Source organism: Saccharolobus solfataricus (assembly GCF_900079115.1).
Classification (GTDB): Archaea; Thermoproteota; Thermoprotei_A; order Sulfolobales; family Sulfolobaceae; genus Saccharolobus; species Saccharolobus solfataricus.
This window is the reverse complement of record NZ_LT549890.1, coordinates 2,125,704-2,152,012: the sequence shown is the minus strand read 5'-3', so window position 1 is coordinate 2,152,012 and position 26,309 is coordinate 2,125,704. Positions and strand designations below refer to the sequence as shown.

At 33.7% G+C, this 26,309-nt stretch carries 25 protein-coding genes and 4 pseudogenes; 15 read left to right on the top strand and 14 right to left on the bottom strand.

What is annotated here, in order from left to right; all coding sequences use genetic code 11:
• Positions 1-170 precede the first annotated feature (170 nt).
• Positions 171-647: a hypothetical protein gene (locus SSOP1_RS11460; protein ID WP_009991517.1), complete on the top strand. Its 477-nt coding sequence runs from the start codon at positions 171-173 to the stop codon at positions 645-647.
• Positions 648-731: 84 nt separating this feature from the next.
• On the opposite strand, the gene SSOP1_RS11455 is transcribed toward SSOP1_RS11460, so the two are convergent.
• Complete coding sequence (locus SSOP1_RS11455; protein WP_009991519.1) at positions 732-1,271, bottom strand: hypothetical protein; 540 nt, start codon at positions 1,269-1,271, stop codon at positions 732-734.
• Positions 1,272-1,474: 203 nt separating this feature from the next.
• Between SSOP1_RS11455 and SSOP1_RS11450 the strand changes: the two genes are divergently transcribed.
• Positions 1,475-1,882: an ArsR family transcriptional regulator gene (locus SSOP1_RS11450; RefSeq protein ID WP_009991520.1), complete on the top strand. Its 408-nt coding sequence runs from the start codon at positions 1,475-1,477 to the stop codon at positions 1,880-1,882.
• On the opposite strand, the gene SSOP1_RS11445 is transcribed toward SSOP1_RS11450, so the two are convergent.
• A complete protein-coding gene (locus SSOP1_RS11445) occupies positions 1,869-2,156 on the bottom strand; it encodes a hypothetical protein (protein WP_009991521.1) in 288 nt (95 codons plus the stop codon). The two genes, SSOP1_RS11450 and SSOP1_RS11445, sit on opposite strands and share 14 nt — an antisense overlap.
• Before the next feature lie 110 nt (positions 2,157-2,266).
• Here SSOP1_RS11445 and SSOP1_RS11440 point away from each other — a divergent pair, with 110 nt between their 5' ends.
• Both SSOP1_RS11440 and meaB read left to right on the top strand, forming a co-directional pair.
• Complete coding sequence (locus SSOP1_RS11440; protein ID WP_009991522.1) at positions 2,267-2,692, top strand: cobalamin B12-binding domain-containing protein; 426 nt, start codon at positions 2,267-2,269, stop codon at positions 2,690-2,692.
• The gene (meaB, locus tag SSOP1_RS11435) at positions 2,682-3,629 is read left to right on the top strand and encodes a methylmalonyl Co-A mutase-associated GTPase MeaB (RefSeq protein WP_009991525.1); all 948 of its coding nucleotides are present in this window, start codon (positions 2,682-2,684) and stop codon (positions 3,627-3,629) included. Before SSOP1_RS11440 ends, meaB begins: the two co-directional genes overlap by 11 nt.
• Here the strand turns inward: meaB and SSOP1_RS11430 are convergent.
• Entirely contained in the window at positions 3,618-4,259 is a 642-nt protein-coding gene (locus SSOP1_RS11430; RefSeq protein ID WP_009991526.1) for a DUF2250 domain-containing protein, read from the bottom strand. The two genes, meaB and SSOP1_RS11430, sit on opposite strands and share 12 nt — an antisense overlap.
• Positions 4,256-4,849 carry an alpha/beta fold hydrolase gene (locus SSOP1_RS11425; protein ID WP_009991527.1) on the bottom strand — a complete coding sequence of 198 codons (594 nt, stop codon included), beginning with the start codon at positions 4,847-4,849 and terminating at the stop codon, positions 4,256-4,258. Before SSOP1_RS11425 ends, SSOP1_RS11430 begins: the two co-directional genes overlap by 4 nt.
• 133 nt (positions 4,850-4,982) lie before the next feature.
• Between SSOP1_RS11425 and SSOP1_RS11420 the strand changes: the two genes are divergently transcribed.
• Together SSOP1_RS11420 and SSOP1_RS11415 are read left to right on the top strand one after the other, a co-directional pair.
• Positions 4,983-6,227 (top strand): NAD(P)/FAD-dependent oxidoreductase, encoded by a 1,245-nt coding sequence (locus SSOP1_RS11420; protein ID WP_009991528.1) that lies wholly within the window; start codon positions 4,983-4,985, stop codon positions 6,225-6,227.
• A 6-nt stretch (positions 6,228-6,233) separates the two neighbouring features.
• Positions 6,234-6,903, top strand: a pseudogene (locus SSOP1_RS11415) (helical membrane plugin domain-containing protein).
• Here SSOP1_RS11415 and SSOP1_RS11410 read toward each other — a convergent pair.
• Both SSOP1_RS11410 and ppcA read right to left on the bottom strand, forming a co-directional pair.
• A complete protein-coding gene (locus SSOP1_RS11410) occupies positions 6,893-7,702 on the bottom strand; it encodes an ATPase (RefSeq protein WP_009991531.1) in 810 nt (269 codons plus the stop codon). The pseudogene SSOP1_RS11415 and the gene SSOP1_RS11410 overlap by 11 nt on opposite strands.
• Entirely contained in the window at positions 7,699-9,234 is a 1,536-nt protein-coding gene (gene ppcA / locus SSOP1_RS11405; RefSeq protein ID WP_009991534.1) for a phosphoenolpyruvate carboxylase, read from the bottom strand. Before ppcA ends, SSOP1_RS11410 begins: the two co-directional genes overlap by 4 nt.
• A gap of 80 nt (positions 9,235-9,314) precedes the next feature.
• On the opposite strand from ppcA, the gene SSOP1_RS11400 reads away from it, so the two are divergent.
• Positions 9,315-9,764: a peroxiredoxin gene (locus SSOP1_RS11400; protein ID WP_009991535.1), complete on the top strand. Its 450-nt coding sequence runs from the start codon at positions 9,315-9,317 to the stop codon at positions 9,762-9,764.
• Here SSOP1_RS11400 and SSOP1_RS11395 read toward each other — a convergent pair.
• Positions 9,756-11,261, bottom strand: a complete 1,506-nt coding sequence (locus SSOP1_RS11395; RefSeq protein ID WP_009991536.1) for a bifunctional ADP-dependent NAD(P)H-hydrate dehydratase/NAD(P)H-hydrate epimerase — start codon at positions 11,259-11,261, stop codon at positions 9,756-9,758. The two genes, SSOP1_RS11400 and SSOP1_RS11395, sit on opposite strands and share 9 nt — an antisense overlap.
• A 257-nt stretch (positions 11,262-11,518) precedes the next feature.
• Here SSOP1_RS11395 and SSOP1_RS11390 point away from each other — a divergent pair, with 257 nt between their 5' ends.
• From SSOP1_RS11390 to nurA, 5 genes are all read left to right on the top strand, one after another.
• Positions 11,519-12,067, top strand: coding sequence for a hypothetical protein (locus tag SSOP1_RS11390; RefSeq protein ID WP_009991537.1), 549 nt, complete (start codon positions 11,519-11,521; stop codon positions 12,065-12,067).
• A gap of 92 nt (positions 12,068-12,159) precedes the next feature.
• Positions 12,160-13,662: a DNA double-strand break repair helicase HerA gene (gene herA, locus SSOP1_RS11385; protein ID WP_009991539.1), complete on the top strand. Its 1,503-nt coding sequence runs from the start codon at positions 12,160-12,162 to the stop codon at positions 13,660-13,662.
• 2 nt (positions 13,663-13,664) lie between these two features.
• Complete coding sequence (mre11, locus tag SSOP1_RS11380; protein ID WP_009991541.1) at positions 13,665-14,810, top strand: DNA double-strand break repair protein Mre11; 1,146 nt, start codon at positions 13,665-13,667, stop codon at positions 14,808-14,810.
• Entirely contained in the window at positions 14,807-17,401 is a 2,595-nt protein-coding gene (locus SSOP1_RS11375) for an AAA family ATPase (RefSeq protein ID WP_009991542.1), read from the top strand. Before mre11 ends, SSOP1_RS11375 begins: the two co-directional genes overlap by 4 nt.
• A complete protein-coding gene (gene nurA, locus SSOP1_RS11370) occupies positions 17,398-18,417 on the top strand; it encodes a DNA double-strand break repair nuclease NurA (protein WP_009991544.1) in 1,020 nt (339 codons plus the stop codon). The genes SSOP1_RS11375 and nurA overlap by 4 nt, the downstream gene beginning before the upstream one ends.
• Here nurA and SSOP1_RS11365 read toward each other — a convergent pair.
• Positions 18,414-19,229: a cation diffusion facilitator family transporter gene (locus SSOP1_RS11365; RefSeq protein ID WP_010923814.1), complete on the bottom strand. Its 816-nt coding sequence runs from the start codon at positions 19,227-19,229 to the stop codon at positions 18,414-18,416. The two genes, nurA and SSOP1_RS11365, sit on opposite strands and share 4 nt — an antisense overlap.
• 165 nt (positions 19,230-19,394) lie before the next feature.
• Here SSOP1_RS11365 and SSOP1_RS17735 point away from each other — a divergent pair.
• Positions 19,395-19,533 (top strand): annotated as a pseudogene (locus SSOP1_RS17735) (IS5/IS1182 family transposase); the annotation flags it as partial.
• 378 nt (positions 19,534-19,911) lie between these two features.
• On the opposite strand, the gene SSOP1_RS11360 reads toward SSOP1_RS17735, so the two are convergent.
• Together SSOP1_RS11360 and SSOP1_RS11355 are read right to left on the bottom strand one after the other, a co-directional pair.
• The gene (locus SSOP1_RS11360; RefSeq protein WP_009991547.1) at positions 19,912-20,583 is read right to left on the bottom strand and encodes a class I SAM-dependent methyltransferase; all 672 of its coding nucleotides are present in this window, start codon (positions 20,581-20,583) and stop codon (positions 19,912-19,914) included.
• Positions 20,580-21,044: a hypothetical protein gene (locus SSOP1_RS11355; protein ID WP_009991548.1), complete on the bottom strand. Its 465-nt coding sequence runs from the start codon at positions 21,042-21,044 to the stop codon at positions 20,580-20,582. The genes SSOP1_RS11360 and SSOP1_RS11355 overlap by 4 nt, the downstream gene beginning before the upstream one ends.
• 103 nt (positions 21,045-21,147) lie before the next feature.
• Here SSOP1_RS11355 and SSOP1_RS11350 point away from each other — a divergent pair, with 103 nt between their 5' ends.
• Positions 21,148-21,558, top strand: a complete 411-nt coding sequence (locus tag SSOP1_RS11350) for a Fur family transcriptional regulator (protein ID WP_009991550.1) — start codon at positions 21,148-21,150, stop codon at positions 21,556-21,558.
• On the opposite strand, the gene SSOP1_RS11345 is transcribed toward SSOP1_RS11350, so the two are convergent.
• The 3 genes and pseudogenes from SSOP1_RS11345 to SSOP1_RS16595 form a co-directional block, all read right to left on the bottom strand.
• Positions 21,532-22,455: a nucleoside hydrolase gene (locus tag SSOP1_RS11345; protein WP_009991551.1), complete on the bottom strand. Its 924-nt coding sequence runs from the start codon at positions 22,453-22,455 to the stop codon at positions 21,532-21,534. The genes SSOP1_RS11350 and SSOP1_RS11345 overlap by 27 nt on opposite strands.
• Positions 22,456-22,855: 400 nt before the next feature.
• Positions 22,856-23,053, bottom strand: a pseudogene (locus tag SSOP1_RS17170) (IS256 family transposase); the annotation flags it as partial.
• A 216-nt stretch (positions 23,054-23,269) separates the two neighbouring features.
• Positions 23,270-23,963 (bottom strand): annotated as a pseudogene (locus tag SSOP1_RS16595) (IS6-like element ISC774 family transposase).
• A 123-nt stretch (positions 23,964-24,086) separates the two neighbouring features.
• On the opposite strand from SSOP1_RS16595, the gene clsN reads away from it, so the two are divergent.
• Complete coding sequence (clsN, locus tag SSOP1_RS11330) at positions 24,087-25,850, top strand: SMC-like protein coalescin (RefSeq protein WP_009992029.1); 1,764 nt, start codon at positions 24,087-24,089, stop codon at positions 25,848-25,850.
• 1 nt (position 25,851) lies between these two features.
• Here clsN and SSOP1_RS11325 read toward each other — a convergent pair whose 3' ends face one another.
• The gene (locus SSOP1_RS11325; RefSeq protein WP_009992032.1) at positions 25,852-26,178 is read right to left on the bottom strand and encodes a hypothetical protein; all 327 of its coding nucleotides are present in this window, start codon (positions 26,176-26,178) and stop codon (positions 25,852-25,854) included.
• Positions 26,179-26,309 lie beyond the last annotated feature (131 nt).

The window sequence follows — 26,309 nt, the reverse complement described above, 5'->3', positions numbered from 1 at the left end:
TTAATCTGTTGAATATTTTTACACTAAACCACTATTAGTGCCCTTTCAATTAATCTGAAGATATACAATTTAGGTTTGCAATAAATATTAACCCTATGTGAAAATTCAATAAGTCCACAAAGCAGATGATGAGGAATAAAGTTATAATTTATTATATACCCATATCGCTTATGAAAAATTCTGAATATTATATTTGGGTGTTAGTGGGTTCAATAATATTGACGATTATACTACTTTCAATGGCTCCTTTAGTTCCAATAGATGAACCGCTTGTATATAGAGCAAGTAGTGGAGTAACATATAATCTTACGATTCCGGTAGGAGTCTCATTTTCTGCATTTATAGCGCTAATTATATTTATAATATCTATTCTATTAATCTCTACTTTTAAAAATGATTATTACAACATGATCATAGACACATCTGCTATAAGTTTTGTATTTCTAAATTACCTTAATTATTACCTCATATGGTACGTATGGAGACCGCAGATGCAAATGCTACCTTTTCTCATTGAAATAGTTTATAACCATGCTGCTACATTACAGTTGGATATAGGTCAGATAGTAATTGTTATATTCTTGTATAGATTATATAAAAGGTTGAGAAAGCCCCGTTCCCTATCTGGGCCTGACGAGAAATTATAAAACGAGTGAAAGGCTCACAGCCGAACGGGGCACATGATGATGCCAACATCATCTTGATTAGTGAAGAAAGGTCGATGGACTGACCTACTCATAGTAGACTAGAACATAGTACGTAACATTATACTGGTTCCATATCGGAATTAAATATATCGTATTTGGAGACGCGTTATAGAATGTAACTTTTAGTTGAGTAGCTACAATCTCATCGTTAATTACAGTAGTATTAACTACGCTAACATTAAAAATTTGCTGAGTTATAGCTATATTTACTCTATCTTGAACCGAGTAATAAAGAGTTATTATAACAGAATTATTAAATGAATTCAAATCAATTATACTCGGATAAACGTGAAATATCGGATCTTTGTTAACTACTAAAGAAGATTGGAGAGGGGACCAGATAAGATAGGAATTCGCATAGCTTGCCTTTGCTGGTGTTATATTTACAGTTAACTCATACATTTCCGGAAAATAACCAGATTGTCGCTCCACTATGTTAGGCTTCTTTATATTATATATTATAAACATATGAGAGATATAAACTACTAAAGACGCAATGGCTAAGCTAACTAACACGCCAGCGATAACCATTAAGTACTGCTTCACATTAACTACGATATCCACATGGTATATATATCTATTCACTACAGCTATCTACTATTTACGATTGTAAGAAACTGCCCTACCCTAGCAATCTTTTTTGAGTTTATCAAGTTATGAGAATTTTCCAATTTGCTTATTTATGTGAACAGAAGATATTTGGAATTAGGGGAAACTAGATTTTTAGATAGAAAACCTTATTTGTAACGTAAAACTATATGTAGTTAATGGAAGAGGAGTTGACAGGGACTGCTAAGAGAATATACCTATACCTTCTTAGGCAGAGAAGGCCAGTTGGAATTAGGAAAATACAAAAGGATCTTAATTTGAGTTCTCCATCCATCGTAAGTTATCATATTAAGAAACTGATCGAAGATGGGCTAGTTAAGGAAGTTGATGAAGGGTATATAGTTACTAAAGTAATATTAGAAGATTACGTAAGGTTTAGAAGTGCACTTATTCCTAGATCCGTGTTTCTTACTTCTTTTCTAGCCTCCTCACTTATAATCCTAATATATCTTATTATAAGCCATCCCTTTTCAGCTGACATATTTTCATTAATAATAATTTTCATAATTACTATGATATCAGTTTATGATGTGGGTAGAAAATATAAAAAACTTAAATCTTTGTAACATAATAGTAGAATAAAAGTATAGTAATGAATGAAAGGGAAATAGTCAACAAAGATGGATAAATATATAAAGGATTCTTATCATTTGACCACATGATAAAGTCTAAGAGAAAGGATCCAAATTGAGCAATTAAAAAGCTACCAAGCAATACTAGGACTGTAGTTAACTTCCCTCTAAATTCTTTTCTCATTCTAACGAATTCCAACACTACTAAGCTAGATAGAATCAGTGCAATTATTGCAATAGAGATATGAAGATACCACATCTTAAACATATGATGAGTGTTTAATAAGCGTGATTATTAAACTTTTACCCATATTTATCGACCTTAAGGGTAAACAAAACGATTAGCAAAAAGTTTAAACGTTTTAAGTATTAGTAATAATGATGATTACAACAAAAAGAATTAAGGTTATTGTGGCAAAATTAGGTTTAGATGGGCACGATAGAGGGGCAAAAGTAGTTGCAAGAGCACTAAAAGATGCGGGAATGGAGGTAGTGTATACTGGATTAAGACAAACTCCAGAACAGATAGTAAGAGCTGCATTGCAGGAAGACGCAGACGTTATAGGAATTAGCATATTAAGCGGAGCTCATTTGGAGTTGATACCAAAAGTAGTAGAGATAATGAAACAAAATGGATTAAATGATGTAGGATTAATAGTTGGAGGAGTAATACCGCCAGAGGATATTAAAAAGTTAAAAGAAATGGGAGTTGATGAAGTCTTTCTGCCTGGTAGTAGTCTTAAAGAAATAGTAGAGAAGGTTAAAAAGGTAGCAAGGGAAAAAAGAGGTATAAGTGTTGAATAACAATTTATCAAAATTAATAGAAGAAGCATTAAATGGAAATGAATTAGCAATAGCTAGGTTATTAACAAAGATTGAGTACATGACCGATGAAGGAATAAGTGCATTAGGAACTCTCTCAAAAAGATCGGGAAATGCACATGTTATTGGCATAACCGGAATCCCCGGGTCAGGGAAGAGTACCATAATAGGCGGATTAATCCAAGAATACGTATCTAGAGGGCATCGAGTTGGAGTGATAGTAATAGACCCATCTAGTCCATACACTATGGGTTCCTTTATGGGAAATAGGTTAAGATTTCAAGATAAGACAATGCTCAAAAACGTTTTCGTGAGAAGTATAGGATCTAGAGGATATCTTGGTGGAATTTCAGCAGAAGCACTAATGCTTACTGAAGCTCTAGATGGATTAGGATATGATAAAATAATAATAGAGACCGTAGGGGCTGGACAAACAGATACGGAAGTAGAGCAGAGTGTTCACACAATTTTAGTAGTATCAATACCCGGTGCGGGAGATGATATACAAGCGTTGAAGGCTGGAATAATGGAAATTGGAGATATATACGTTTTAAATAAGGCTGACAGACAAGATGCTGAATTGGCATTTAATACACTAAAATTCGCTATTGATAGTGCAGAGATTTCCTACAGAAATGGATGGAAACCACTTATTGTTAAGACTGTAGCAATAAAAAATGAGGGAATTATTGAATTAGTGAACAAAATAGAGGATCATCTTAATTATTTGAAACAAAAAGAGTTATTTAAAAAGAGAATAATAGACAGAAGAGCTAAAATAGTTGAGTTAATAGCGAGAAGAAAAATAGATGAAATAATAAGTGAAATAGTTAAAAAGAATTACAACACAATTATAAATGAAGATATTACAGAAGCTATACCAAAAGTCATACATAATGTAAAAGAATTACTTAGGTAAAATCCCCCTTCTTTTCATCTCCCTAACCACTAATTCTCCAATCCTTGACAGACCGTAATATTTATGGTGAGTCCTTGTTTCCTTTTTCGGCTTAGCTTTTCTATCGGCAAATTTAATTATCTTCGAATTCTTTTCTTCTAATAATCCCATCTTAACTAACTCCTCAATCTTTGGTGTAATCTCTTCTAGTCTCTTATGAGTCAATTTTGCATACGTTAGGGCATGATCTGCGTTAAGTTCATCTGCTAGTCTAAGAATATTTAACGCTAGATTATCATTCTTGACGATATCCATATAGACATCGATTAACATTCTATCATCTAAATGCCTTAATAGATGATCTCCTTCTCTGGTGAGTCTATAATACGTGTGATGCTTGTGTACCTCAGAACTAAGCTTAAATTTGGCTTCAGTATTCTTTAGGGTTGCACCGTGAACTCTCTCTATTAAACCTAATTTTTCAAGGTCATCCAATATCTCAACTATCTCAGTCAATGGAATCTTAGTGTTTAGCATTATCGACTTACCATAGTCTACATTAGCAATTTTCAAGTGTTTTAGAACAGTAAGATATCTTATATCCCTCAATATTATCCTAAGTTTAGCGCTTAATTCCTCTCTATCACTCATTTCATCCCCTTGAGAAAATTAACAATTTTTTCATTAAACGTGTTTGGATCATCTAAATAACAAGCGTGATTTTTACCTACAATTTCTAGTTTCGCATTTTTGACTTTATCTAATATTAACTTATAATTTCTTTTAGGAGAAACGGTATCACGAGAACCCCAAATTAATAGTAAGGGAATCTTATTTAGTTTTGATAATTGAACCTCAAACTCCTCTACACCCACAGCACCTACTAGTACTAGCCCAGAAACAGATTCAGTATATTTAAGACTAAATTCTAGTACTGCCTTCCCACCCATTGAGGCACCCAGCAATATTGCCTTATCGATACCTAGAGAATTCATGAAGAGATTTATGAACTCTGAGAGACTAATGCCTTCAATCTTTTCGGAAGATCCAAATCCCGGAAGGTCCACCGAAATTGCCTTGTACCCTATACTCGAAATTGAGTCAACTGTATTAGTCTCTACCCACGTTCTTGCGTTGAACCTCGCACCATGAAATAAAAGAACAAGAGAACCGTCTCCACTCTCGATGTAATGAATTTTACGTCCTTTTACATTTATGAACTTATCTATTAACTGCTGCATAACTAATTACTGGTTCAAAAAGTTATAAGCTTTTTTACATTTTTAACAAAATGAAATAGTTAATGATGACTTTATAAAAAGGGAGAGATTAAAGTTTATAGAAACAAACATTTATTAACTTTAAATTAAATTAATGAGATTGAGAAGTATGACGAAAGTTCTTGTTTTAGGAGCTAGGTTTGGTGGATTAAGTGCTGCATATGCTCTAAAAAGATTAGCTGGCAACAAAGCCGAAATTAAAGTCATTAACAATACCAGATTTTCTTACTTCAGACCAGCATTACCTCATGTCGCTACTGGAGTAATTAATGAGAATGACGTAATGGTAGATCTAACTAAAGCGCTACCCGAAAAAAGAATAAACTTTCAGCAAGGTACAGTAGAGAAAATAGATGCTAGCGGTGGTCTTGTATATTACACTAAACCAGATGGGGACAAGGCAGAAGAAGACTATGACTATCTAATTATAGCCCTGGGAGCTCATCTAGGTACCGAACTCGTTAAGGGATGGGACAAGTATGGTTATAGCGTTTGTGAACTGGATTATGCTCTGAAGTTGAGAGAAAAATTAAAGGATTTCAAAGGTGGAACAATTGCAATAGGATCTGGATTATTTTATCAAGGGAAGAGTCCAAAGCCTAAAGTCCCAGAGAATTATGTACCAGTTGCAGATGCAGCTTGTGAAGGACCAATATTCGAAATGTCATTAATGTTATCAGGGTACTTTAAGAAGAAAGGAATGTTAAATAAGGTAAAGTTTGTCGTATTCTCACCCGGTGAATATTTGTCAGATCTATCTACAATGTCAAGAAAGATAGTTAGAGAAATGTATAAGCAAATGGGGATTGAACTAGTTGACAACTTTAGGATAAAAGAAATTAGAGAGAATGAGATAGCAGATGAGGCTGGGAAGACAATTAAAGCTGACCTAACCATATTAATTCCACCGTATACTGGGAATCCAGCCTTAAAGAACTCTACACCAGACTTAATTGATGATGGTGGATTTGTTCCAACAGATCTCAATATGGTCTCAATAAATTATGATAACGTTTACGCAGTAGGTGATGCAAATTCTCTTACAGTGCCTAAATTAGGTTATTTAGCAGTAAAGACTGGAAATATTGCAGCACAACATTTAGCTACGAGATTAGGAGTACAAGTAAAAGTTGATCAATATTATCCTACTATAATATGTGTTGCGGATAATCCCTTTGAAGGATTTGGAATAGCTGTAAAAGATGATACATGGTATGGAGGAACTACTTCAATAGCTGCTCCTTCACCAATAAATCATATAAAGAAGGAATTATTCCATAAGTATTTCATTTGGACTAAAGGAGATATGGCGTTAGAAAAGTTCCTAGCGAGCTGGTGAATTAAAGTGACTAATGGAGAATTCTATGCTTTAGACAATTTACTGAAAGATGAAAAACTTAACAGTCTTAACAAAATCCTAGACGTAATTAACACTACTGATAGACTTGGCATACTTGACGTAATTAAAGGAATATTAGAAGATGAAAACACAATAGGAAAGATAATAGGGTCACTTACTAGTGATGATGTTTTAGAATTATTAGTGAATTGGGATAAAGTCATAAAGACCACTAAGTTATTTATTAATGAGGACAATATATACAATATACAATTTTTAATAAATCTTATAGATAAAGTTAGGAGCAAAGGAATTTTAGACCCCATAATTGGACTATTAGAAGATGAAGAAAGCTTAGGAAAGATAATAAATGCTCTAATAAATGATTTCACATTAAACCTAATTAACCATTGGGAGGAGATCATTAATGATCTGTCAAGAATAGATCTAACTAACTTCAAATATTATACTTTATTGGTTTCTGCAACTGGAGAAGCCTTAAAAACCGAAAATGTAAAACCCATAACCAGTATTTGGGAAATTTACAAGTTGTTAAAGGATCCAGATATTCAAAGAGGATTGGGAGTAGCTGCATCTGTACTAAAACGCATTGGAAAATTGTACGTACCCGACAAGGGATTAGCTTTTGAGGTAGAGAAAAAACTCTAAGACTTAAGTAATATATCTAGAATCTCGTCTTTAGCAACTCTTTCTCCTACATCTATTTCAAAACTTTTCCCTATTTTTAGATACTTCATAAGAGTGGAGACTCTAACATTCCATGGCGGGATTGAAAATAACGATAAGGCCTTCTTAAATTCCTGACCTTTTATGAGAAACGCTTTTGTAGGGGAGACTGTAAATACGTAATCTACGTTAGTCGAATTATAAGTAGGAGAAGCCGAGTCATTATAGGACTCTATTATCACGTTTTCATAGTTTCTAAATACATCTATAGTACAATTGTCTACTAGTTGTGGAGAAGCGTCTATTATCTCTCTCATTTTATCATATAATTTTGCGTTAAATTTTAGGGCTAGGTTTCTAGTAAATTTCAGCATTGATTTCGGCACATATATATCTGCACTACTGTTTACAAAATACTGATCTGTCCCATTAATGCAGTCACTTAACCTTATTAAATATGGAAATCCATACTCCATTATCATATTATATAGAGATACGTTGTAGCTTATCTTTTCCAAATCTATAGGAACGAAAAGGACAGCAAATGGATTAATTCTCCTAATATCATATTTTGTTTCATCATAATACTTTAAAGCATCATTCCCAACCAATATTCCTAACTCTTCACTCCTTATGAGAGTGTTAAAGCTATACCAAGCATTATGCCCGGCAATTGGCTTGAATGGAAACAATCTGATTCCTACTTGATTAAATAGTCTAATTATGGATAATGAAAACGTTGTCTTACCCGAATCCAGTGGTAGTAGACCGTTTACTAGTATTCTCATCCCAAGGATCTTCTAATTAATGCCATCTCATATAAATACTTCTTAGATTCTTGAAGTATTTTCTCTTTAAATGATAGTAAAAATAGCGAAGACATTAGGATGTGTTTTCTACTATCGTAATCTATGCCGCCTAATTTTATGCCTATCACGCTCTCAGCGTAATCGATATCTTCCTTGATCTTTGCTATAGTATCCTCACTAATTTTCCATATATCCTTAATTAATTTGAACGACTCCCAATTAAGGAATCTCGCAGCAGTTTGTAGATCATGTTTAAAATTAACGTAATTCTGTTTGAATATATCCCATTCTTTCTCATCTAAATTGCTTAAAGACGAAATTCCTATTAGTTCTGGTGGTATTCCTATTGAATATAATGAACCCACGAAAGAGATTGCCCTAGGTAAGCTAACCTTGCCTGCGCTTCTAGAATATCCAAAAAGACCAATATGAAGTTTTCTGGCCCTTCTTCTAGGAAGTAACACGGAGACGTCATTTATAGCGTTTGCAAGACTTTCTATAATTGGCTGGTAACGTTCAGTATATAAGATCGTTATCTTTCTTAGAACATCCTCCTCATACTTTTCCAATATTCTAGCTGGGCTAATCCTTGAGTTATTTATTGAAGAAATAGCACTTTTTACTTTGTCGTAATCATAGTCATACTTAAACGCTGATTGAATCGTATATGTATAAACTCCCTTATACTCTTCCAATACTTTTTCATAGTTTTCAGGAGATAAATGACCTCTAAATGGAAGTGAACCAACACCAATTATTGGATATATTTCAAAGTTTAACGATTCTGAAAGTTTGTATAACTCGCTTAAGGCAATCTTTACTGACAGAACAGCTGTTATCATTCCATAATTCATTGCTGGATCCGATCTGGCTAAAAAGACTCTCATATACTTAGGTTTAATTACCTTATAATACCCCTCCACTATATTGTTAATATTTTGAAGAGAGTCCCTATCTTCGACTAGTGGTATAACTTCTATTACTTTAGGATATATTTCTCCAACTAAATCCTTTACTTTTACACCATCGTAAAGTTCTAGTTCATCTTCATTTGCAACTGCCTTTTCGTAATACCTAGCCACACTTATTATCTCTAAACTACTAGTTGTCATTGGTAAAATTACTTCAAAAACTGGTATCGTAATCCCATTACCGTAAAATTTCTCTGCCAAATCATAAGTTATTGGAATACTCTCCATGGTTTCGGCAAAAACTTTTCTATCAGCACCTTCCACCTTTGGGTTAGGTAACCTATAAGTTAGAAACAGATCTTTACCTAAAATATGTTCTCTAAAGTAGTCTGGATAATTTGACAATAACTTTCTTACCACATGAGTATCTACATCTTTTCCCTCAGCATCCCACATTACCTCATGAACTCCATACATACTATAAGCTAGGAAGGCTTCTTTAACTTCGTCTTCTCCTTCAATAACTTCGCTTTTTGCCCACTCTGGTACTTTTGCATTATCGGGATGTTGTGTTGACATAGTGCGTGGTATGATTCTCATTTTACTAACTGACTATGAGTAAGAAGTAAAAATATTTTGTCTAAATTCTTATATCCGAATTACGCAAGAGTTAAATTAGTATGAACGTAGGAGAAGAAGCACCAGATTTCGAGGCTGAATCCACTCTCGGAAAAATTAAGTTATCAGATTTTAGAGGAAAAAAAGTAATATTATACTTCTACCCAAAATCCTTTACCAGTGGTTGTACAAGGGAACTACAAAGATTTACTGAACTCTATGACGAATTCAAAAAATTGAATGCTGAGGTAATAGGCGTTAGTGTAGATAAAATTGATACTCAGAAAAAATTCGCAGAGAAATATGGAGCTAAATTCCCAATAGTTGCCGATGATCAGAAAACAATATCGAAACTTTATAGTGTGTTAAACGAAAGGGGGACTAGTGCCCAAAGAGTGACTTTCATAATAGACGAGAATGGCAAAATAGTAAATATCTTGAAAAATCTGAAGAAGGCAGAGGAACACGCTGACAAATCATTAGAGATAATAAAGAGACAAAACTCAACTTAAAACTCTTTTATACAATTTTCTTTTGAAAGAATCCAAGGGATTATTTATCACATTTGGAATTTCATTTATTATGTCAGTAGGTGTCAAATGAGCTCCGAGCCTATTATATGCTAAAGTTCCAGCTAGGCTATTTATGAAAACCCCTAAATATGCGGCTATAAATGGTTCGATTTTTTGAGCCATTAATGTTGCTGTTATACCAGTCAACGTATCCCCGCTCCCACCTACAGTCATACCTGGGTTACCAGTTTTATTTAATTTAAACCTTTTACCATCACTTATTATATCAACATAACCCTTAAGTAGAACTGTACATTTACATTTCTTAGCATAAGTAATTACTTGGCTTATTCTATCTCTTATGTTCTTATCTGGTTCTTCTCCAAAGAATATTTTGAATTCGCCTGCATGAGGTGTTATTACAGCATTCTCATACAAATCGAACCCACTTATTGCCTTAAGTGCATCAGCATCAATAACAGCTAGCTTATTCTTCTCTTTAAGATAATTCACAATTAGTTTAGAAGCCTCAATAGTCTCCTCAGCTAGACCCATTCCCGGACCTATAACTACCACATCAGCTCTATCTATCCATAATTTCAATTCTTCAAAATTGTCTGGAGAAATGTTCTTTCCCCTTAATTTTATTGTAATTAAGTCTGGAGAGTATCCCGCTATAATTCTAGCCGTATCCTCTGGTGATGCTACATAAACTAGGTCAGCTCCAGCTCTCAAAGCACCCAAAGCGGCTAGAGTTGGAGCACCACTAAAAGTGTAACTTCCTCCAATTACTAGTACTCTTCCGCTATCACCCTTCTTAGAGTAATAAGGTCTACTACGCGCGTTAACTATTAAATCCCCTGGCCCAACATATATTTCGGCTTCTACTGGAATACCTATTTTCGTAACCACAGTATTGAAATTATACTTTAATAAGCCAGGTTTGATATCGTGAAAGGTGACAACCAGATCCGGTTTAACATACTCGTCTTCATATGCTTCACCAGTATCAGCATTTATCCCGGAGGGAACGTCTATAGAGACCTTGAACCCTTTACTATTGTTGAACGCTTTTATCGCACTTCTAAACGGTTCTCTTGGCTTTCCAGAGAATCCCGTACCTAACATGGCATCGATTAAAATATCAGCAGAGATTGGCTTTAGTTCATCCATATCCTTTATCTCAACTAACGTTATTGAATAGTCCATCTCTTCTATGACATTAAGATTAAGGATTGCATCCTCGTGTTTATTTTCTCCCAATAAAATTACGGTTACCTTAGCACCTTCATCGGCTAAATGTCTTGCCGCTACTAACCCGTCACCACCTTTTCCACCATGTCCTACATAAACATATGCTACCTTATCCTTTACGTTAAATCTCTTTACTATTTCGTCTTTAACGGATCTACCTGCATTCTCCATGAGTAATAATGTAGATACGCCTAAAGCAGAACTATTTATTTCCAAAGCCCTCATTTCTTTTACCGAAATCATATACTTGAATATTAAAAAATGGGTATAAATGCAATTCAGTCGCGAGTTACTACATCATTGATCAGGATTGGAGTTATTCATCACGTTAAGCTTAAATAGGAGGAATATACTAATAATTTTAATTAGTACTTCTTTATGTAAGCTTTCTAGTAACTTGGAACAGTATTATTATGTGTGATGGAATGATAACAATATTAAGTTAGAGTATAATTAAAGTTTATAAACCTTGGATTAGTATATTAATGTAGGTGTTTGTTATGGCTCTCGGAAAGGAAACCGAAATGGGTCTAAAGGAGTTATTTAAAGCAAATGCAGAAGATTTTATGTCATTAATGCTAGTAGCTGAGAAATTAGAGCAATTAGGAAAGAAAGAAGAAGCTAAGGCATTAAGAGAGAAGGCATTAGTAGAATTAGGGCATGCTAAGGCAATCTTCGAGACCTTATTAAAGAACCAAGAATTAAGAGGAATAGTAGGGGAGATGGCTAAAGAAGAGCAAGAACAACACGTGAGTGAGTATAATAAGGTTGCAATGACAGCAAAACAAGAAGGACACGAAGACATTGAAAAAATGCTATGCAGTTTTGCGGATCAAGAGGCTAAGATTGCAGAAACGATAGCAAAGGTTTCTAAAGTCTTAAATGAAATGGCTAAAGAAGAGCAAGAACAACACGTGAGTGAGTATAATAAGGTTGCAATGACAGCAAAACAAGAAGGACACGAAGACATTGAAAAAATGCTATGCGCATTCGCCGAACAAGAAGCAAAAATCTCAGAAACAATTAAATCTGTTGCCAAAGCCTTGTAAAGCTATTTTTGCTTTTTAATTTTCCATTTCTAGGTATTACTCTTCTACGATGAGTAAGCCATTTTAGGAAGCCAGCAGTATTTTATCTATACATGATAATTGGTTATGTAATTGGTCAAGCTACAACACAAGAGGCTTTAATACTAGCTGAAAGGCCTGTTAGATTAGGAACTTATGTTGTTCTAGAATATGATAACGTTAAGGCCCTTGGACTAATAACAAACGTGACTAGAGGTAGCCCTATGCTAGATGATAATATGAATGATATAGAAATCGTTCAAAGATTAAAACAATTCAACAATAGCATACCCGTTTATACAAAGGCTAAAGTAAAAATGTTATGTGATATGAATAATCACTTTTTAATGCCCGATATACCCCCGTTCGCTGGAACCCCAGCTAGAGAGGCTGAAGATGAGGAGTTAAAAAGTATTTATTCTCAAGATGGCCAAATTAGAATAGGAAGCTTAATAGGTAAAAATGTGGAGGTTAAATTAAATATAAATTCCTTTGCAAGGCATTTAGCTATTTTAGCAGCTACTGGTTCTGGGAAGTCAAATACAGTAGCAGTTCTTTCTCAAAGAATTTCTGAACTTGGTGGATCTGTTCTTATATTCGATTATCATGGAGAGTACTATGATAGCGATATAAAGAATCTAAATCGTATTGAACCTAAACTTAACCCTCTTTATATGACCCCAAGGGAATTTTCTACGTTACTAGAAATAAGAGAGAATGCAATTATACAGTACAGAATTTTAAGAAGAGCTTTCATAAAGGTAACAAATGGTATAAGAGAAAAGCTAAAAGAAGGGCAAATACCATTTTCTACTCTAAATAGCCAATTTTACGAACTAATGAAAGACGAATTGGAAACTCAAGGAAATAGTGATAAAAAGAGTAGTGCAAAGGATGAGGTACTGAATAAGTTTGAAGAATTTATGGATAGGTATTCAAACGTCATTGATCTTACATCTTCAGATATAATTGAGAAAGTAAAGAGAGGTAAGGTAAACGTTGTAAGCCTAACACAATTAGATGAAGACTCAATGGATGCAGTAGTCTCACATTATTTAAGAAGAATCCTTGATTCTAGGAAAGATTTTAAAAGAAGCAAAAATAGTGGCCTTAAATTCCCAATAATAGCTGTAATAGAAGAAGCTCACGTTTTCTTGTCTAAAAACGAGAATACATTAACCAAGTACTGGGCGTCCAGGATAGCAAGAGAGGGCAGAAAATTTGGAGTTGGATTAACAATAGTAAGCCAAAGGCCTAAAGGTTTGGACGAAAATATATTAAGTCAAATGACCAATAAGATCATTTTAAAGATAATTGAACCAACTGATAAAAAATACATCTTAGAGTCAAGTGATAATTTAAGTGAAGATTTGGCTGAGCAATTGTCCTCCTTAGACGTTGGTGAGGCTATAATTATAGGTAAAATAGTAAAATTACCTGCTGTTGTAAAGATAGATATGTTTGAAGGAAAATTACTTGGATCAGACCCTGACATGATAGGGGAATGGAAGAAAGTCGAGGAAAGTGAAAAAATAGCTAAAGGTTTTGCTGACTTTGGAACAGAAATTGGTGATTAAAAATGGTACAAATTTTACATATTTCTGATACTCATTTAGGAAAAAGGCAGTACTCTCTAGTTGAAAGAGAGAAGGATATCTACGATATTTTCTCACAACTAGTTGATATTGCTATAAAGGAACACGTTGACGTTATAATACATTCTGGAGATCTTTTTGACGTTTCGAGTCCTACTACAAATGCATTAGTTATGGCTATTAAAATACTAAAAAGGCTGAAAGACGTCAATATACCATTCTTATCTATACCGGGGGACCACGACACTCCAAAGAGGAAAGGTTATCTCATTCCTCATAATATTTTAAGTGAATTGGATTTAATTAAGATATTGAATTATGAGAAGCCATACATAATAAAAGGCATTGAAGTGTATGGAATCCCTCATATTCCAACAGTTTCAAAAAGTATCTTAGTTAGCGCGTTATCCGCTTTAAGGCCAAAGTCTAGTAGGAGTATACTACTACTACATCAAGGAGTAAAACAGATATTGCCATATGATGGTTCATGGCAAATGGAATTAGGAAGTTTACCTAAAGGTTTTGGATATTACGCTTTAGGCCATATACATACTAGGTGGAGACTTACTCAGGATGACGGTTCAGTAATTGCAATAGCTGGCTCACCGGATATAATGAGAGAAGAGGAGATAGAAGGATATGAAAAATTTGGAAAGGGAGCATACCTAATAGACTTTTCAAAAGACTTACCTATACTTAGCACGATAAATATTACAGTAAGGCCACAAAAGGTTGTAACTATAAATACAAAGAACATAAAGAAGGATATATTAACGATAAGAGATGATCTAATTGAACATAATAAAAGTGAAAACAACAAACCAATATTGCATATTATCGTAGAGGGTGAAAGGATGAGAAAGGACCTACTTTACAAGGAGTTACTTCCTTTGAACGATGTTGCGCTTTATTATAGAATATATAAGGATGAAACTACTCAAACAGTAGATAACTTATCCTACACCTTGCCACGAGATAAGGGATTAGATAAGATAATAATTGAATATCTTACTAAATATGAGAAGTTTAGCGAGGATGAAGCAAATTTGATCTTACAAATGATAAAGAACGTTGAGTCTGACGAGATAGTAAATGAGATATTAAAAAAGTTAACAGGTGTTAACTTATGAGAATTGATAAAATTACTTTAACTAATTTCTTAAGTCATGAACACAGCGAAATCCAGTTCATGGGTGAAATAAATGTAATAGTAGGCCAAAATGGAGCAGGTAAAAGCTCTATAATAGACGGTATAGTATTCAGCTTGTTTAGAACCCATAGTAGGGGAAATAACGACAACTTAATAAGAAAAGGTTCAAATAGAGGTAGTGTTACCTTATACCTTTCCAATGAAAAAGATAAAATAGAAATAATAAGGGATATAAGGAGCACTACAGAAGATAGGTTAATAAGGAATCAATTCCCAATCGCACGTAGCGCAACAGTAGTCTCTAATGAAATAGAAAAAATTCTAGGTATTGATAAAGATATTGCCCTATCAACAATAATAGTTAGGCAAGGAGAACTGGATAAAATTTTGGAGAATTTCCAAGAAATTATGGGCAAAATTCTTAAATTGGAACTAATTGAGAAACTCATTGATAGTAGAGGACCAATAGTAGAATTTAGGAAAAACTTGGAGAATAAATTAAGGGAACTAGATAGAATAGAACAAGACTATAACAATTTTAAGAAGACCGTGGAGGAAAAAAGAGCTAGAGTATTGGAGTTAAAAAAAGATAAGGAAAAGCTGGAAGATGAGATAAAGAACCTAGAAAAACGGATAAAAGACATAAAGGATCAATTCGATGAGTATGAGAAAAAAAGAAACCAGTACTTAAAGTTGACAACTACCTTAAAGATAAAAGAAGGCGAATTAAATGAGTTAAATAGGAGTATAGAAGAATTGAGGAAACAAACAGAGAACATGGATCAACTCGAAAAGGAGATAAACGAACTTGAGAATCTAAGGAACATCAAGCTAAAATTCGAGAAATATGAAGTTTTAGCGAAAAGTCATACAGAAATGTCAGCCAATGTAATTAATTTAGAAAAAGAAATTGAGGAATACGAAAAAGCTATTAGAAGAAAGGAAGAACTTGAGCCAAAATACTTAAAATACAAGGAATTAGAAAGGAAACTGGAAGAATTACAGCCAAAATATCAACAGTACCTCAAATTGAAATCCGATTTGGATTCTAAACTAAATTTAAAAGAACGTTTAGAGAAAGATGCAAGTGAGCTTTCTAATGATATAGACAAGGTTAATAGTCTAGAACAAAAGGTAGAGGAGACTAGGAAAAAACAACTTAATCTTAGAGCTCAATTAGCCAAAGTTGAAAGCTTAATATCTGAGAAAAATGAGATAATAAATAATATTAGCCAAGTTGAGGGGGAAACTTGTCCTGTATGTGGAAGACCCCTAGATGAGGAGCACAAACAAAAAATAATAAAAGAAGCAAAAAGTTACATTTTACAATTAGAATTAAATAAGAATGAACTAGAAGAAGAACTGAAGAAGATTACTAACGAATTAAATAAAATAGAAAGGGAATATAGAAGACTTTCAAATAATAAGGCAAGTTACGATAATGTAATGAGACAGCTTAAAAAGCTAAATGAGGAAATAGAAAATCTTCATAGTGAGATCGAATCTTTAAAGAATATCGACGAGGAAATTAAGAAAATAAATGAAGAGGTAAAAGAACTAAAACTGTATTATGAAGAATTCATGAGGCTATCTAAGTATACCAAGGAGGAACTTGATAAGAAAAGAGTAAAGTTAGATGAAATGAAAAAGAAAAAAGAAGAGATTGAAAAAGAAATGAGAGGACTAGAAAGCGAATTAAAAGGATTAGACAGAAAAGCTCTAGAGAGTAAAATTCTAGATTTAGAGAACAAAAGAGTAAAGTTAGATGAAATGAAAAAGAAAAAAGGAATACTAGAAGACTATATACGTCAAGTTAAACTATTACAAGAAGAGGTTAAGAATTTAAGGGAGGAAGTAAATATTATACAATTTGATGAAAATAGATATAATGAACTTAAAACCAGTTTAGATGCTTATAATCTTAGTCTTAAGGAAAAGGAAAATAGAAAGAGTAGAATCGAAGGCGAATTGGAAAGTTTAGAGAAAGATATAGAGGAGATAAGTAATAGAATTGCGAATTATGAATTACAGCTAAAGGATAGAGAAAAGATAATCAATGCTATTAATAAGTTAGAGAAAATTAGATCAGCATTAGGAGAACGCAAATTACAGAGTTATATAATCATGACAACAAAACAATTAATCGAAAATAATCTAAACGATATAATATCAAAATTTGATCTATCCATTAAAAACGTTGAGATGGAGATCATGCCGAAAACTGGCAGAGGAAGGAGTAGTAGTGGGGATATACTAGTATATACGAATAGTGGCGATACCTTACCCATAGTATCACTTAGCGGCGGAGAGAGAATTGCCTTATCTATAGCTTTAAGGTTAGCGATAGCAAAAGCACTAATGAGCAATACTAACTTCTTCATTCTTGACGAGCCAACAATCCACTTAGATGATCAAAGAAAAGCGTATTTAATAGAGATAATTAGGGCTGCAAAGGAGAGTGTGCCTCAGATAATAGTGGTGACTCACGACGAGGAGGTAGTCCAAGCAGCAGATTATGTTATTCGTGTTGAAAAGAGAGGAAATAAAAGTTTTGTGAGGGAGGAGACTTGATAAGAAAAATATATGATAAGTTAGTAGAAAGCCATAATGAGATAAAAAATCAGATTTACAATATTGCCAATTATCTTAAGCAAGAGATACAAGATAAAGTAAATGAGTATTGGAATGAATACGTTATAAACCATGAACAGAGCGAAACTTGTAAATTTGTAGCTATTGACGGTGGATCTTTTGGTAGACCTATGAGAATAGGAATAGTTTACGCAGTTGGAGCTGAATCTGTAATTGGAGATAATAAAGGAGTAAAGACATTAAGCGAAGATGGCCAAATAGGTATATTTAAGCCAGGGAACGATGCACAAGAAAGAATATCACTATTAATGGAGGCATTAGAACTATCGCTAGCTTTAAGGGATGGTAGTAAGGGAGATTACATTCTTATGGATGGGAGCTTAAGCAAAAAGATTGGTAATAAAGTTGATATTCAACAGTTTTCTGATGAAGAGTTAAAGTTAATTAGGAATGTCGATTTAAATGGTATTATTAGTATAAAAGATGAAAGAAAAATGCGAGATTTGTTAATGCTACTAAATCAATTTCTTGTTAGTAAAATAATAGAGGAATATGATGGCAACGTTTTGTGGATATCTAAAGTTAGTAGAGGGAGAGATCTATTTGGTACAGATTATCCCGACATTACTGTTTTAGAATTATTTACTGAAAAAAGAGGATTTTCCAAACTTATAATAAAAAATATAGACATAGAAAAAATTTCTGAGATACCTGAGATTGAGGTATTAAGAAAAATGGAATATACGACTTTCTATACTAGATTGGATAATGGCAAGAGAGTCATTAGAGTAGATATAGTTGGGAGAGTTGATGAGAAAATAGTGAAGGAAATAATGGATCGTCTGAGTGGAGTAAGTATTAAGGGCTATCCATTTCCACTCTTAAAAGCTCACATGGATGTTAGGTTTTCAGCAATGGATAGAGAGAAAATAATAAAGCTAGTAGGAAGTAAACTTCACAAAGATATCGAATGGTGGCCAAGCCAGTTTTATTAATCGTCAACGTTAGTCTCAAATTGAACTGTTACATGAGAGATACCATATTTTTCTTTAAGAAAATCGCAAATTGAGCCCCTAATTTTATCAGCCTCGGCTATAGTCAAGTTTGGAGATACTTTAACGTGAAGTGTCGCAACCTTAACGTGATCGCAAATTGACCACACATGCAAGTGATGAACGCTAGGGGAAATTTTAGTGAGTTCTTCCATAATATGGTCGATTTTCACTGATGAGCCTTCCATAAATATTAAAAAAGCTTCCTTCAATAACGGAATAGAAAGTGCAAAGTTCAGTATTACTAGTATAATTGCCCCTACTGGGTCTAATTCACGTATTCCCGAGATAAAGATAAGAATACCTATGATAAAACCCATTATATATCCTAGAAAGTCTGATAAGATGTGCATATATAGTCCCTTCTTGCCTAAGTCATTCCTTTCTTTAGGGGATGCGAAATAAGTTAAAAATGACGCCAAAGCTGACGATACGATTAAGGTAAAAGAATCATTTGTAGTTTCCTTAAACAGTGATGTTACAGAAGTGTATGCCACGGCAAGTGAAAGCAGAATAATTATAATGAGATTAATCATAGCAACAACAACTTCTAGTCTATGTAATCCATAAGAAAATCTCCCCTCAGCTACTTCATTCTCCCCTATGAATTTTATAGCAATAATAGAAAATGCAATTGTTAAGAAGTCAATCAAAGCGTGGGAGAATTCTGCTAAAATTAATGGACTAAAGGTAATATAATAAGCTACAATAAAACTAAGGGATGTGAAAAACATCAGTACAAAAGTTCTTAACATGAGTAAAGATATGGAAAAACATTATAAATAAGCCTTTTTAAGGTTTACCCTAAGCGGTTACGCTGTGATCGCTCCAGACTTATACAAAAGTTTGTAATTAATTACGTCAAATATTACATTTGAGAAAGAGAAGTACTAACGGATTAGAGCAAGTGCGACGAAAACGTGATCACTAGATACAAGCTGGTGTTCCCCTTCTACGTTATCGGACACTAATGAAACTCGCTAAGGAGAATAGGTACGCTAAAAAGAAATATAAGATAAAAAAAGAATTCAAGCGTTTCTAGTGTTCCTCTACCTTTTCTAAAAAGAGAAATGGAGGAACTAAGAACTAATATAGATCGTCTTGCTAGATTAATCAATAATAATACGAGAGTTAGTTTTAAAAAGTGATAAGGAACTGACTGAGAAACCGTCAATAAGACTTGAATATTCAGTAGTTAGACCTTTCAATTAAGTTTTTATAATCTAAACTAATATTGCCCCTTGCGTGGGAAGAAAGGTATGTTGTTAACGCTTAGTTGATCTATTGAATATCTTTACACTAAACTGCCATTATTTCCCTTTCAATTAATCTTAAAGTGTACAATTTCTGTTTGTGATACCTCTTAACTCTTTGTAAAAATTCAAAAAAGTGCGCGAAGCACGTTGTTAGGAAAAAATATAAACTTGAGGTTTAGAGTTAAGAAATAGGGTCAGCAGGATCAGCCCCCGAGTGTCTGTTAAGACTCAATGAAAGGGGCTCCGGTTTCATAGGAATAGCTTCCACACATATAAATGACCCACTATCATCGTTATAAACTCCATCGATTTCTGTTTCGCTCATCTTTTTTAGCGTGGATCTAATTCTAGAAATTTTCATGAAATCGTTTATAATTACGTAAAACTCTCTTCTTGATATAAAGCGAGCATGCGAATAATACTTATGGCCGCTTTTGCCTAGATTCTCATAATATTCACCCCACGGAGAATCCCTGGCTATAAAACAAATAATTGCTCTTTCTTTAGTTATTCTAGCCATCTCCCTTATAAATCCCTTTACGTCTTCTATAAAGCAGACGGTGACAGAACTGAAGACACATTTAAATGAGTTATCTCTGAAGGGTAAATGTAAAGCATCAGCTAGCACTTTCTCGTCACTTTTACTTTCTTTTAGCATAAGTAACGATATATCCAGAGCTACAATTCTTCCTCCAATTTCTTCATGAAAAATATCTGGTCCCGATCCTACATCTAAACAATCTTTAAGGTTAAAACTTCTAACTACATTTCTCTCATTCTCGTATAGCTTAGAGTGGAGTTCGTACCATCTCTTATAACTTTTTGGATCATTAAATAAGTCTTCTGCCCTCATGTTCTCTCACTCATCCTTATTATTTCTAAAAGTATTTTACTCTTAGTTGAAATATCATCAAGAAAAGCTATCAAGTCCTCTCTTCTTCTTCTCAATGCTATGGAAGTGGAAAATGAAAATTCTGAGAGCCTACTCTCTATAAATTCTAATTCTTTTTCAATTTGTGTCTTTAAATTCTTATATGTTAAGTAAATATCGAAAAGATCAACGGTTACAGTCTTGTCATCATCTCTTAATGAGTAAAATGGGCATAGATAACAAAATAGGGGATGTGGAATAATCTTTCCATTGGATATCCAGCTAGCAAGAACTTTACTTCTTGGCGAAATTTTTTTACAATAGCCATAAATGAAAAACGCACATGAATCACGTTTCTTAGTACCATCAAGAACTACTTGGTCATAGTTCCGTATTTTATGCGAAAGAACAATATCAATTGACAGCTCCCTAAAGTTCTGCATTATTATATAATACCCACTTAACTTTATAAACCTAAATTTAAGGTATAAGAGAGTTGCAGATAGGAGAAATTTTAAATTACTCCAAGATAGAAATGAGTACAGTATGGAAGTTGATCTCGCAAACTTGTTGAGGCAAAGAAACCTAAAAGTGACACCACAAAGAATCGCTATACTAAAGCTAATAATGAGAGGGGGCCATTATAGCGGGGAACAAATTTACGAAGAACTTAAAAAAACAGAACCTAGCATTAGCTTATCCACAGTTTATAATACGTTAGAGACATTAAAGGAATCTGGAATATTAAATTCTTTTGAGGCAAACGGCATAACTTGGTTTGAGATTAATAGAAAGCCTCACGTTAATGTTTTTTGTATCGATTCTAACAGAATAATTGATCTAGATATTGAAATGGATAACTTTATGGAAAATCTAACCAAAAATGGCTTAGATATAAAAAACGTTAATATTATAGTATATGCTGATTGCTCAAAGCTGGGAAAGAGAGTTGAATAGAAGATTTTTAAACTTACCACCATCTGCCTTTAGTACAATTTCAGCATTAGGCTTGTTTTTATGTAAACTGTACCAGTCTATTAACATTGCTCCTCTAGATTTTGAACATAATTCAACATCAACATACTTTAGAGAAGAATCTAAGATAATAGAGTTGTCATGAGCTATCGAAACTGTTAAGGAATCTGGATGGATACTGCCAGATATGCCTTGATTCTTAGTGGTATATTCCTTTAGCGTCTTATTAACGTTAATAAAAAAGTTTGAAAGCTTAGTATTAAGCTTAGAGATATATTCCCAGTCTCTCTCATTCAAAGAACCACTTATTTCGGCAACTTCCCAAGGAACTATGGTGATGTCAAATCCTGCATCTAAAACTATTTTAGCAGCCTCAGGATCTACCCAAAAATTGAACTCTGCTATGGGGGTAGTGTTACCCTTTGAAAATGCACCACCCATTATCCAAATCTTTTTCACTCGTTTAACAACTGATGGATCCTTAAGATAGGCTAATGCAATATTTGTTAAAGGGGAAATTGCAAGTATTTCCAACTCACCTTCATGTTCTTTTGATAATCTGAGTATGGCATCTATAGCATGCTCTTTCTCTGGCCTTTTATTAGGTTCAGGGTAGTTCCAATTACTCATTCCATTACTTCCATGAACCTCTTCAACAGTTCTCCAATTTCCTAAGATAGGTCTTTGTGAGCCTAAATAAACTGGTACATCCTGCTTACCAATATACTCTAAAGTAAAAAGGGCATTCTTAACCTCTTGATTATAATTTACATTTCCAGCAACTATGGTTACACCTAATAATTGAAAAAATCTGGATGCAAGTAATATCGCTATAGTATCATCAGTGGCAGTATCTGAATCCACTATAACTTTCCTCATAAAGCTATGTCACCTTGACAATATAATTATACAGTAAGTATCTAAAGTTGCCTCTGGCACTTTAATAAATCATGAAAATTTGGGTAGCAGATCAAATTTAAGCGATGTTTAAATTCCTTTAATACCATTTCGTTAATTACTTTAATTAGATAACAAAATTTTGTGGAAAAAGGTTAAAAATTCCGACATCTTCTTTTTGATAATGGCTTATTTCCATATTTAATTGAAAATAAACGAATACTTTTATGATTTATGCCAAATTATTGAGAAAGAATATTTATATGGATTTAATTATTTTTACACTATGGCTCGAACTGGGTGATTCAAGTTTCCTTTGCAAATTGTAATATTTCGTATGTATAAAGATAATTCAATGTAGAAATTATTGTATACATTTCAGTTATGATGAGAAGAATAAGGTAAAATGCAATAATATTGCAATTATGAGAAAATAGGTTGATAGATTGTAGTTATTGGCTATGGTCCGCACGATCTGGAATATCCAAGGAGAGTGGAACTTGCCGAATCTCCTACGTTCGATGAGGGAGTTGAACGACTCGGCCAGGTTGCTGGGCTTAAACCACTTCTTGAGCTCCTCTACATCCTCGCTCGGAGAGTGGGTGTAGAGGTCTTTCATGCTTAGTGTGATCTGGTTCATAATATTACCTCAAGCTCGTCCCCAGCTAATGTTACTTCAAATTATTAGCATTACCCTAAATGTAGAATCAATTATTATTATCTATTTTTAGAGAAACAAATTGAAATCGCAAAGGAAACATGAATCGCCCATCATATCTGAGTGTGGACAACAATTTCATGTAGTTGAAATGTTTGCATTTATCATCACTCCCTTATCCACTAAATACACTTGAATGTAAAGGAGGTTGTAGATTAAGAAGAAGGTCGAGAACCAACTCATTAACTTATTGGAATTACAAGCGAAGTCCATTGAAGAGACTCTATGCTTTAATTTCCTAGACCCTTCTTCAGTGTAATCGCCTAACGTAACCCTCTTGTGCCCAACATTAAACCAATCAAAGGCATTGTAAACTGATAAACCATCGTGCAAGTAAACTACCCTATTCTAAAGTACTTACTCGCAATCCCCTCATGATAACTACGTGAAAACCACTCCTCAAGCTTGTTACCATGAAGAAGGAAATAGCTTTAGCTACAACCTCCCTAATAACCCAAACGTAGTAATTACCCCTAACGCAAGTAACCTTAGTCTCGTCAATGGCGTAACTCAAGGATACGGCATATCTGAGGCTACCAAGCCTCTCATAAAGTAAGGTGAAGTGGAACAACGTAGTCCTCCAAGAGGATAAGTCAGCTAGATAACTCGCTAAGCTTAAAGCAATCTCCTCCCTAACGTGAAACCTAGGCTTAAGGTTAATATACTCCATTAAGGTTAAAATAACTTGAGTGAGCGCGGCTACTTCATTTGTCCATGATTTGCTCACCAAGAAAAATCCTCTGCTCACCCAAAAAGATATTACGCTAAACAAAAGGACTTATTCCACGCGCAAAAACAATTTACACAATTTATTTTAAATTAAGAAAATTGTTGTCCACACTTAACTAGACAGTAGGAGAGAATTTTTATACTAGTTTATCTTTAATACCACTAGATGAAGGTTAGAGTATTTAATATAGGTGGTATAACACAAGAATATAGTCTTGAGCTAGAGAAAGGAGTAACATCTTACGAAGCACCAAACGCATATGGTAAGACATCGCTAGTAAGATCTTTGATATCTCTATTAACATCTAGTATTAAGGCAGAAGATCTACTTAACGTATTTGCAGATAGTGGTTACGTAGAAGCAGAATTAGATAATAAACTATACTATAGGAGGATAAAAAGGATAAGGAACGGATTAGGCGAAGAGAAAAATCTAATAATGGATGACGATAGAGCTTTACTACTAACATATTTCTCTCCAGAGAATAGATTGGTAACTCAAATATTGTCTGGAGATGGTAACGTAGAGTGGTTTATATCTACAACATCAAAAATAAATGAAATAAAAGCTAAAAAAGAAGAATTACAGAAACTCTTAACAGCTGAGATAAATGCTAGAGATGAGTTACAAAAGAAATATAATAACATTAGAGAAATACAAGCTAAAATAAGGGCAATAGACGAAGAGATAGACAAGCTAGAGAAGGAAAGGGAAAGCAGTAGTAATATAGTAGCTAAAACTACATACACAATAACACTAACTAGACAGAATAAAATAAATGAAATCTTGAACAAGATAAAAGTTAAGAAAGATGAATTAGCGAATTTGGAATTTGCATTAAAGAAAATAGAGGAAGAGATACAAAATAAGGAGAGTAAAGTATCTCCCGACATAAAGACTCAACTCGAAAAAGAGATGGAAGAAATAAATGAGAAGCTTAAACTGAAAACTAATGATAGATCTGAATTAGAAATAGAACTCAAAGTACTTGAACGTGTATTAGAAGAAGTAAACGAAAGTGATAGACATCATTTAGATACATGCAATGTCTGTGGAAGCAAAGTAGATCCGAGTATATGGAAAGAAAGAGCTGAAATAATATCAAGGGAATTAAGAGATAAAACCTCGCTCTTGGACAGTTTGCGTAATGATATAATAGGATTACAGAAAAGGAAAGAAGAAATCGACCTTAGATTAAAGGAGTTACAGACTCTAGAGAATGAAATTGCAAAATTAAAGGCTAAAAAGGAAGAGTTAATTAATAGGATAGGTTCTGTTAAGTTCCAAATAGACGATTTAGAGAGACAGAGAAGAGAAACTGAAGAGAGGTTTAGTAAATCTGAATCCTTGTCAGGTGCAATAGCCACTAATGATGATAGTGCAAGTATTTTAAAGAGAATAGAGGAGCTAAGAAAGAAAAGAGAAGAGTACGAATACGAACTTCAACTATTGGGAATACCATCCTCTATCCTAGAGGAGTTGAAAGAAAAAGAGGAGCATATAGAACAATTACAGAAGAAAGTAGATGAATTACAAGTAGAATACATAAGGAGGCTAACAAAGGCCAGAGAAGAATTTAACAGAATAGCTAATCAATTACTAAAGAGATTCGAATTTGATATGGATGCTGAAATTGACGGTAATTACAGATTAATTGTAAAAAGGAAAGGAGCCATAATTGATATAAAGAAGTTGTCATCATCAGAGAGAACTACATTAGCTTTAATATTGGTGTTAAGCGCATTAAGAGCATATTTCAAGACTCCATACTTCATAATTGACGAGTCTGCAATGACATTTGACCAGAAAAGATTTAACAGGCTACTAGAATATCTAACCGAAATTGCGGACTACGTAATTGTGACTAGAAGCAGTGAGAACACTGAGATAAAGACATTGCCACCCAAGCAAATAGAACTCTCTAGCTAAATTATGGGGACCATGGAATTTCCAGTTTTTTCATAAGTATCTTGTTTAAATCTGTTCTTATAGCATCTTCAACTTGTGGAGGTATCTGATTTATAGGCTGGAACCATCCAACTGCGGAAGTCATGCCCAATTCTTCCGCTCTTTGTTTTAACCATAGTGCTACAGCCAAACCTGCCATAGTTGGCTTAAATATGACTACAGAAGGACCAATTGAGGAACTAGCTATCTTTATTGCGTGCTTTGATATTGTCTTCCACCTAGTTTTTGTTATTATTCTAACCAATTCTTTTGCTCTTTCCCTTTCACCAATTGCATAAAATATAATCATAAATAGAAGAAAGTGCGAACCTTAAAAAAAGTATTGGTCATCACTTAGACCCGAAATTGCCTAACTTTTCCTAATTCATAAAGGCTACCCATGGAGTTAGAATTTGAAAAGGCATTAAAGAGACTAAGTAG

Coding starts and splice junctions, on each gene's coding strand:
- SSOP1_RS11460 (WP_009991517.1), top strand. CDS start 171: ATGAAAAATTCTGAATATTATATTTGGGTGTTAGTGGGTTCAATAATA.
- SSOP1_RS11450 (WP_009991520.1), top strand. CDS start 1,475: ATGGAAGAGGAGTTGACAGGGACTGCTAAGAGAATATACCTATACCTT.
- SSOP1_RS11445 (WP_009991521.1), bottom strand. CDS start 2,156: ATGTTTAAGATGTGGTATCTTCATATCTCTATTGCAATAATTGCACTG.
- SSOP1_RS11440 (WP_009991522.1), top strand. CDS start 2,267: ATGATGATTACAACAAAAAGAATTAAGGTTATTGTGGCAAAATTAGGT.
- SSOP1_RS11430 (WP_009991526.1), bottom strand. CDS start 4,259: ATGAGTGATAGAGAGGAATTAAGCGCTAAACTTAGGATAATATTGAGG.
- SSOP1_RS11425 (WP_009991527.1), bottom strand. CDS start 4,849: ATGCAGCAGTTAATAGATAAGTTCATAAATGTAAAAGGACGTAAAATT.
- SSOP1_RS11420 (WP_009991528.1), top strand. CDS start 4,983: ATGAGATTGAGAAGTATGACGAAAGTTCTTGTTTTAGGAGCTAGGTTT.
- SSOP1_RS11410 (WP_009991531.1), bottom strand. CDS start 7,702: ATGAGAATACTAGTAAACGGTCTACTACCACTGGATTCGGGTAAGACA.
- ppcA (WP_009991534.1), bottom strand. CDS start 9,234: ATGAGAATCATACCACGCACTATGTCAACACAACATCCCGATAATGCA.
- SSOP1_RS11400 (WP_009991535.1), top strand. CDS start 9,315: ATGAACGTAGGAGAAGAAGCACCAGATTTCGAGGCTGAATCCACTCTC.
- SSOP1_RS11395 (WP_009991536.1), bottom strand. CDS start 11,261: ATGATTTCGGTAAAAGAAATGAGGGCTTTGGAAATAAATAGTTCTGCT.
- SSOP1_RS11390 (WP_009991537.1), top strand. CDS start 11,519: ATGGCTCTCGGAAAGGAAACCGAAATGGGTCTAAAGGAGTTATTTAAA.
- herA (WP_009991539.1), top strand. CDS start 12,160: ATGATAATTGGTTATGTAATTGGTCAAGCTACAACACAAGAGGCTTTA.
- mre11 (WP_009991541.1), top strand. CDS start 13,665: ATGGTACAAATTTTACATATTTCTGATACTCATTTAGGAAAAAGGCAG.
- SSOP1_RS11375 (WP_009991542.1), top strand. CDS start 14,807: ATGAGAATTGATAAAATTACTTTAACTAATTTCTTAAGTCATGAACAC.
- SSOP1_RS11365 (WP_010923814.1), bottom strand. CDS start 19,229: ATGTTAAGAACTTTTGTACTGATGTTTTTCACATCCCTTAGTTTTATT.
- SSOP1_RS11360 (WP_009991547.1), bottom strand. CDS start 20,583: ATGAGGGCAGAAGACTTATTTAATGATCCAAAAAGTTATAAGAGATGG.
- SSOP1_RS11355 (WP_009991548.1), bottom strand. CDS start 21,044: ATGCAGAACTTTAGGGAGCTGTCAATTGATATTGTTCTTTCGCATAAA.
- SSOP1_RS11350 (WP_009991550.1), top strand. CDS start 21,148: ATGGAAGTTGATCTCGCAAACTTGTTGAGGCAAAGAAACCTAAAAGTG.
- SSOP1_RS11345 (WP_009991551.1), bottom strand. CDS start 22,455: ATGAGGAAAGTTATAGTGGATTCAGATACTGCCACTGATGATACTATA.
- clsN (WP_009992029.1), top strand. CDS start 24,087: ATGAAGGTTAGAGTATTTAATATAGGTGGTATAACACAAGAATATAGT.
- SSOP1_RS11325 (WP_009992032.1), bottom strand. CDS start 26,178: ATGATTATATTTTATGCAATTGGTGAAAGGGAAAGAGCAAAAGAATTG.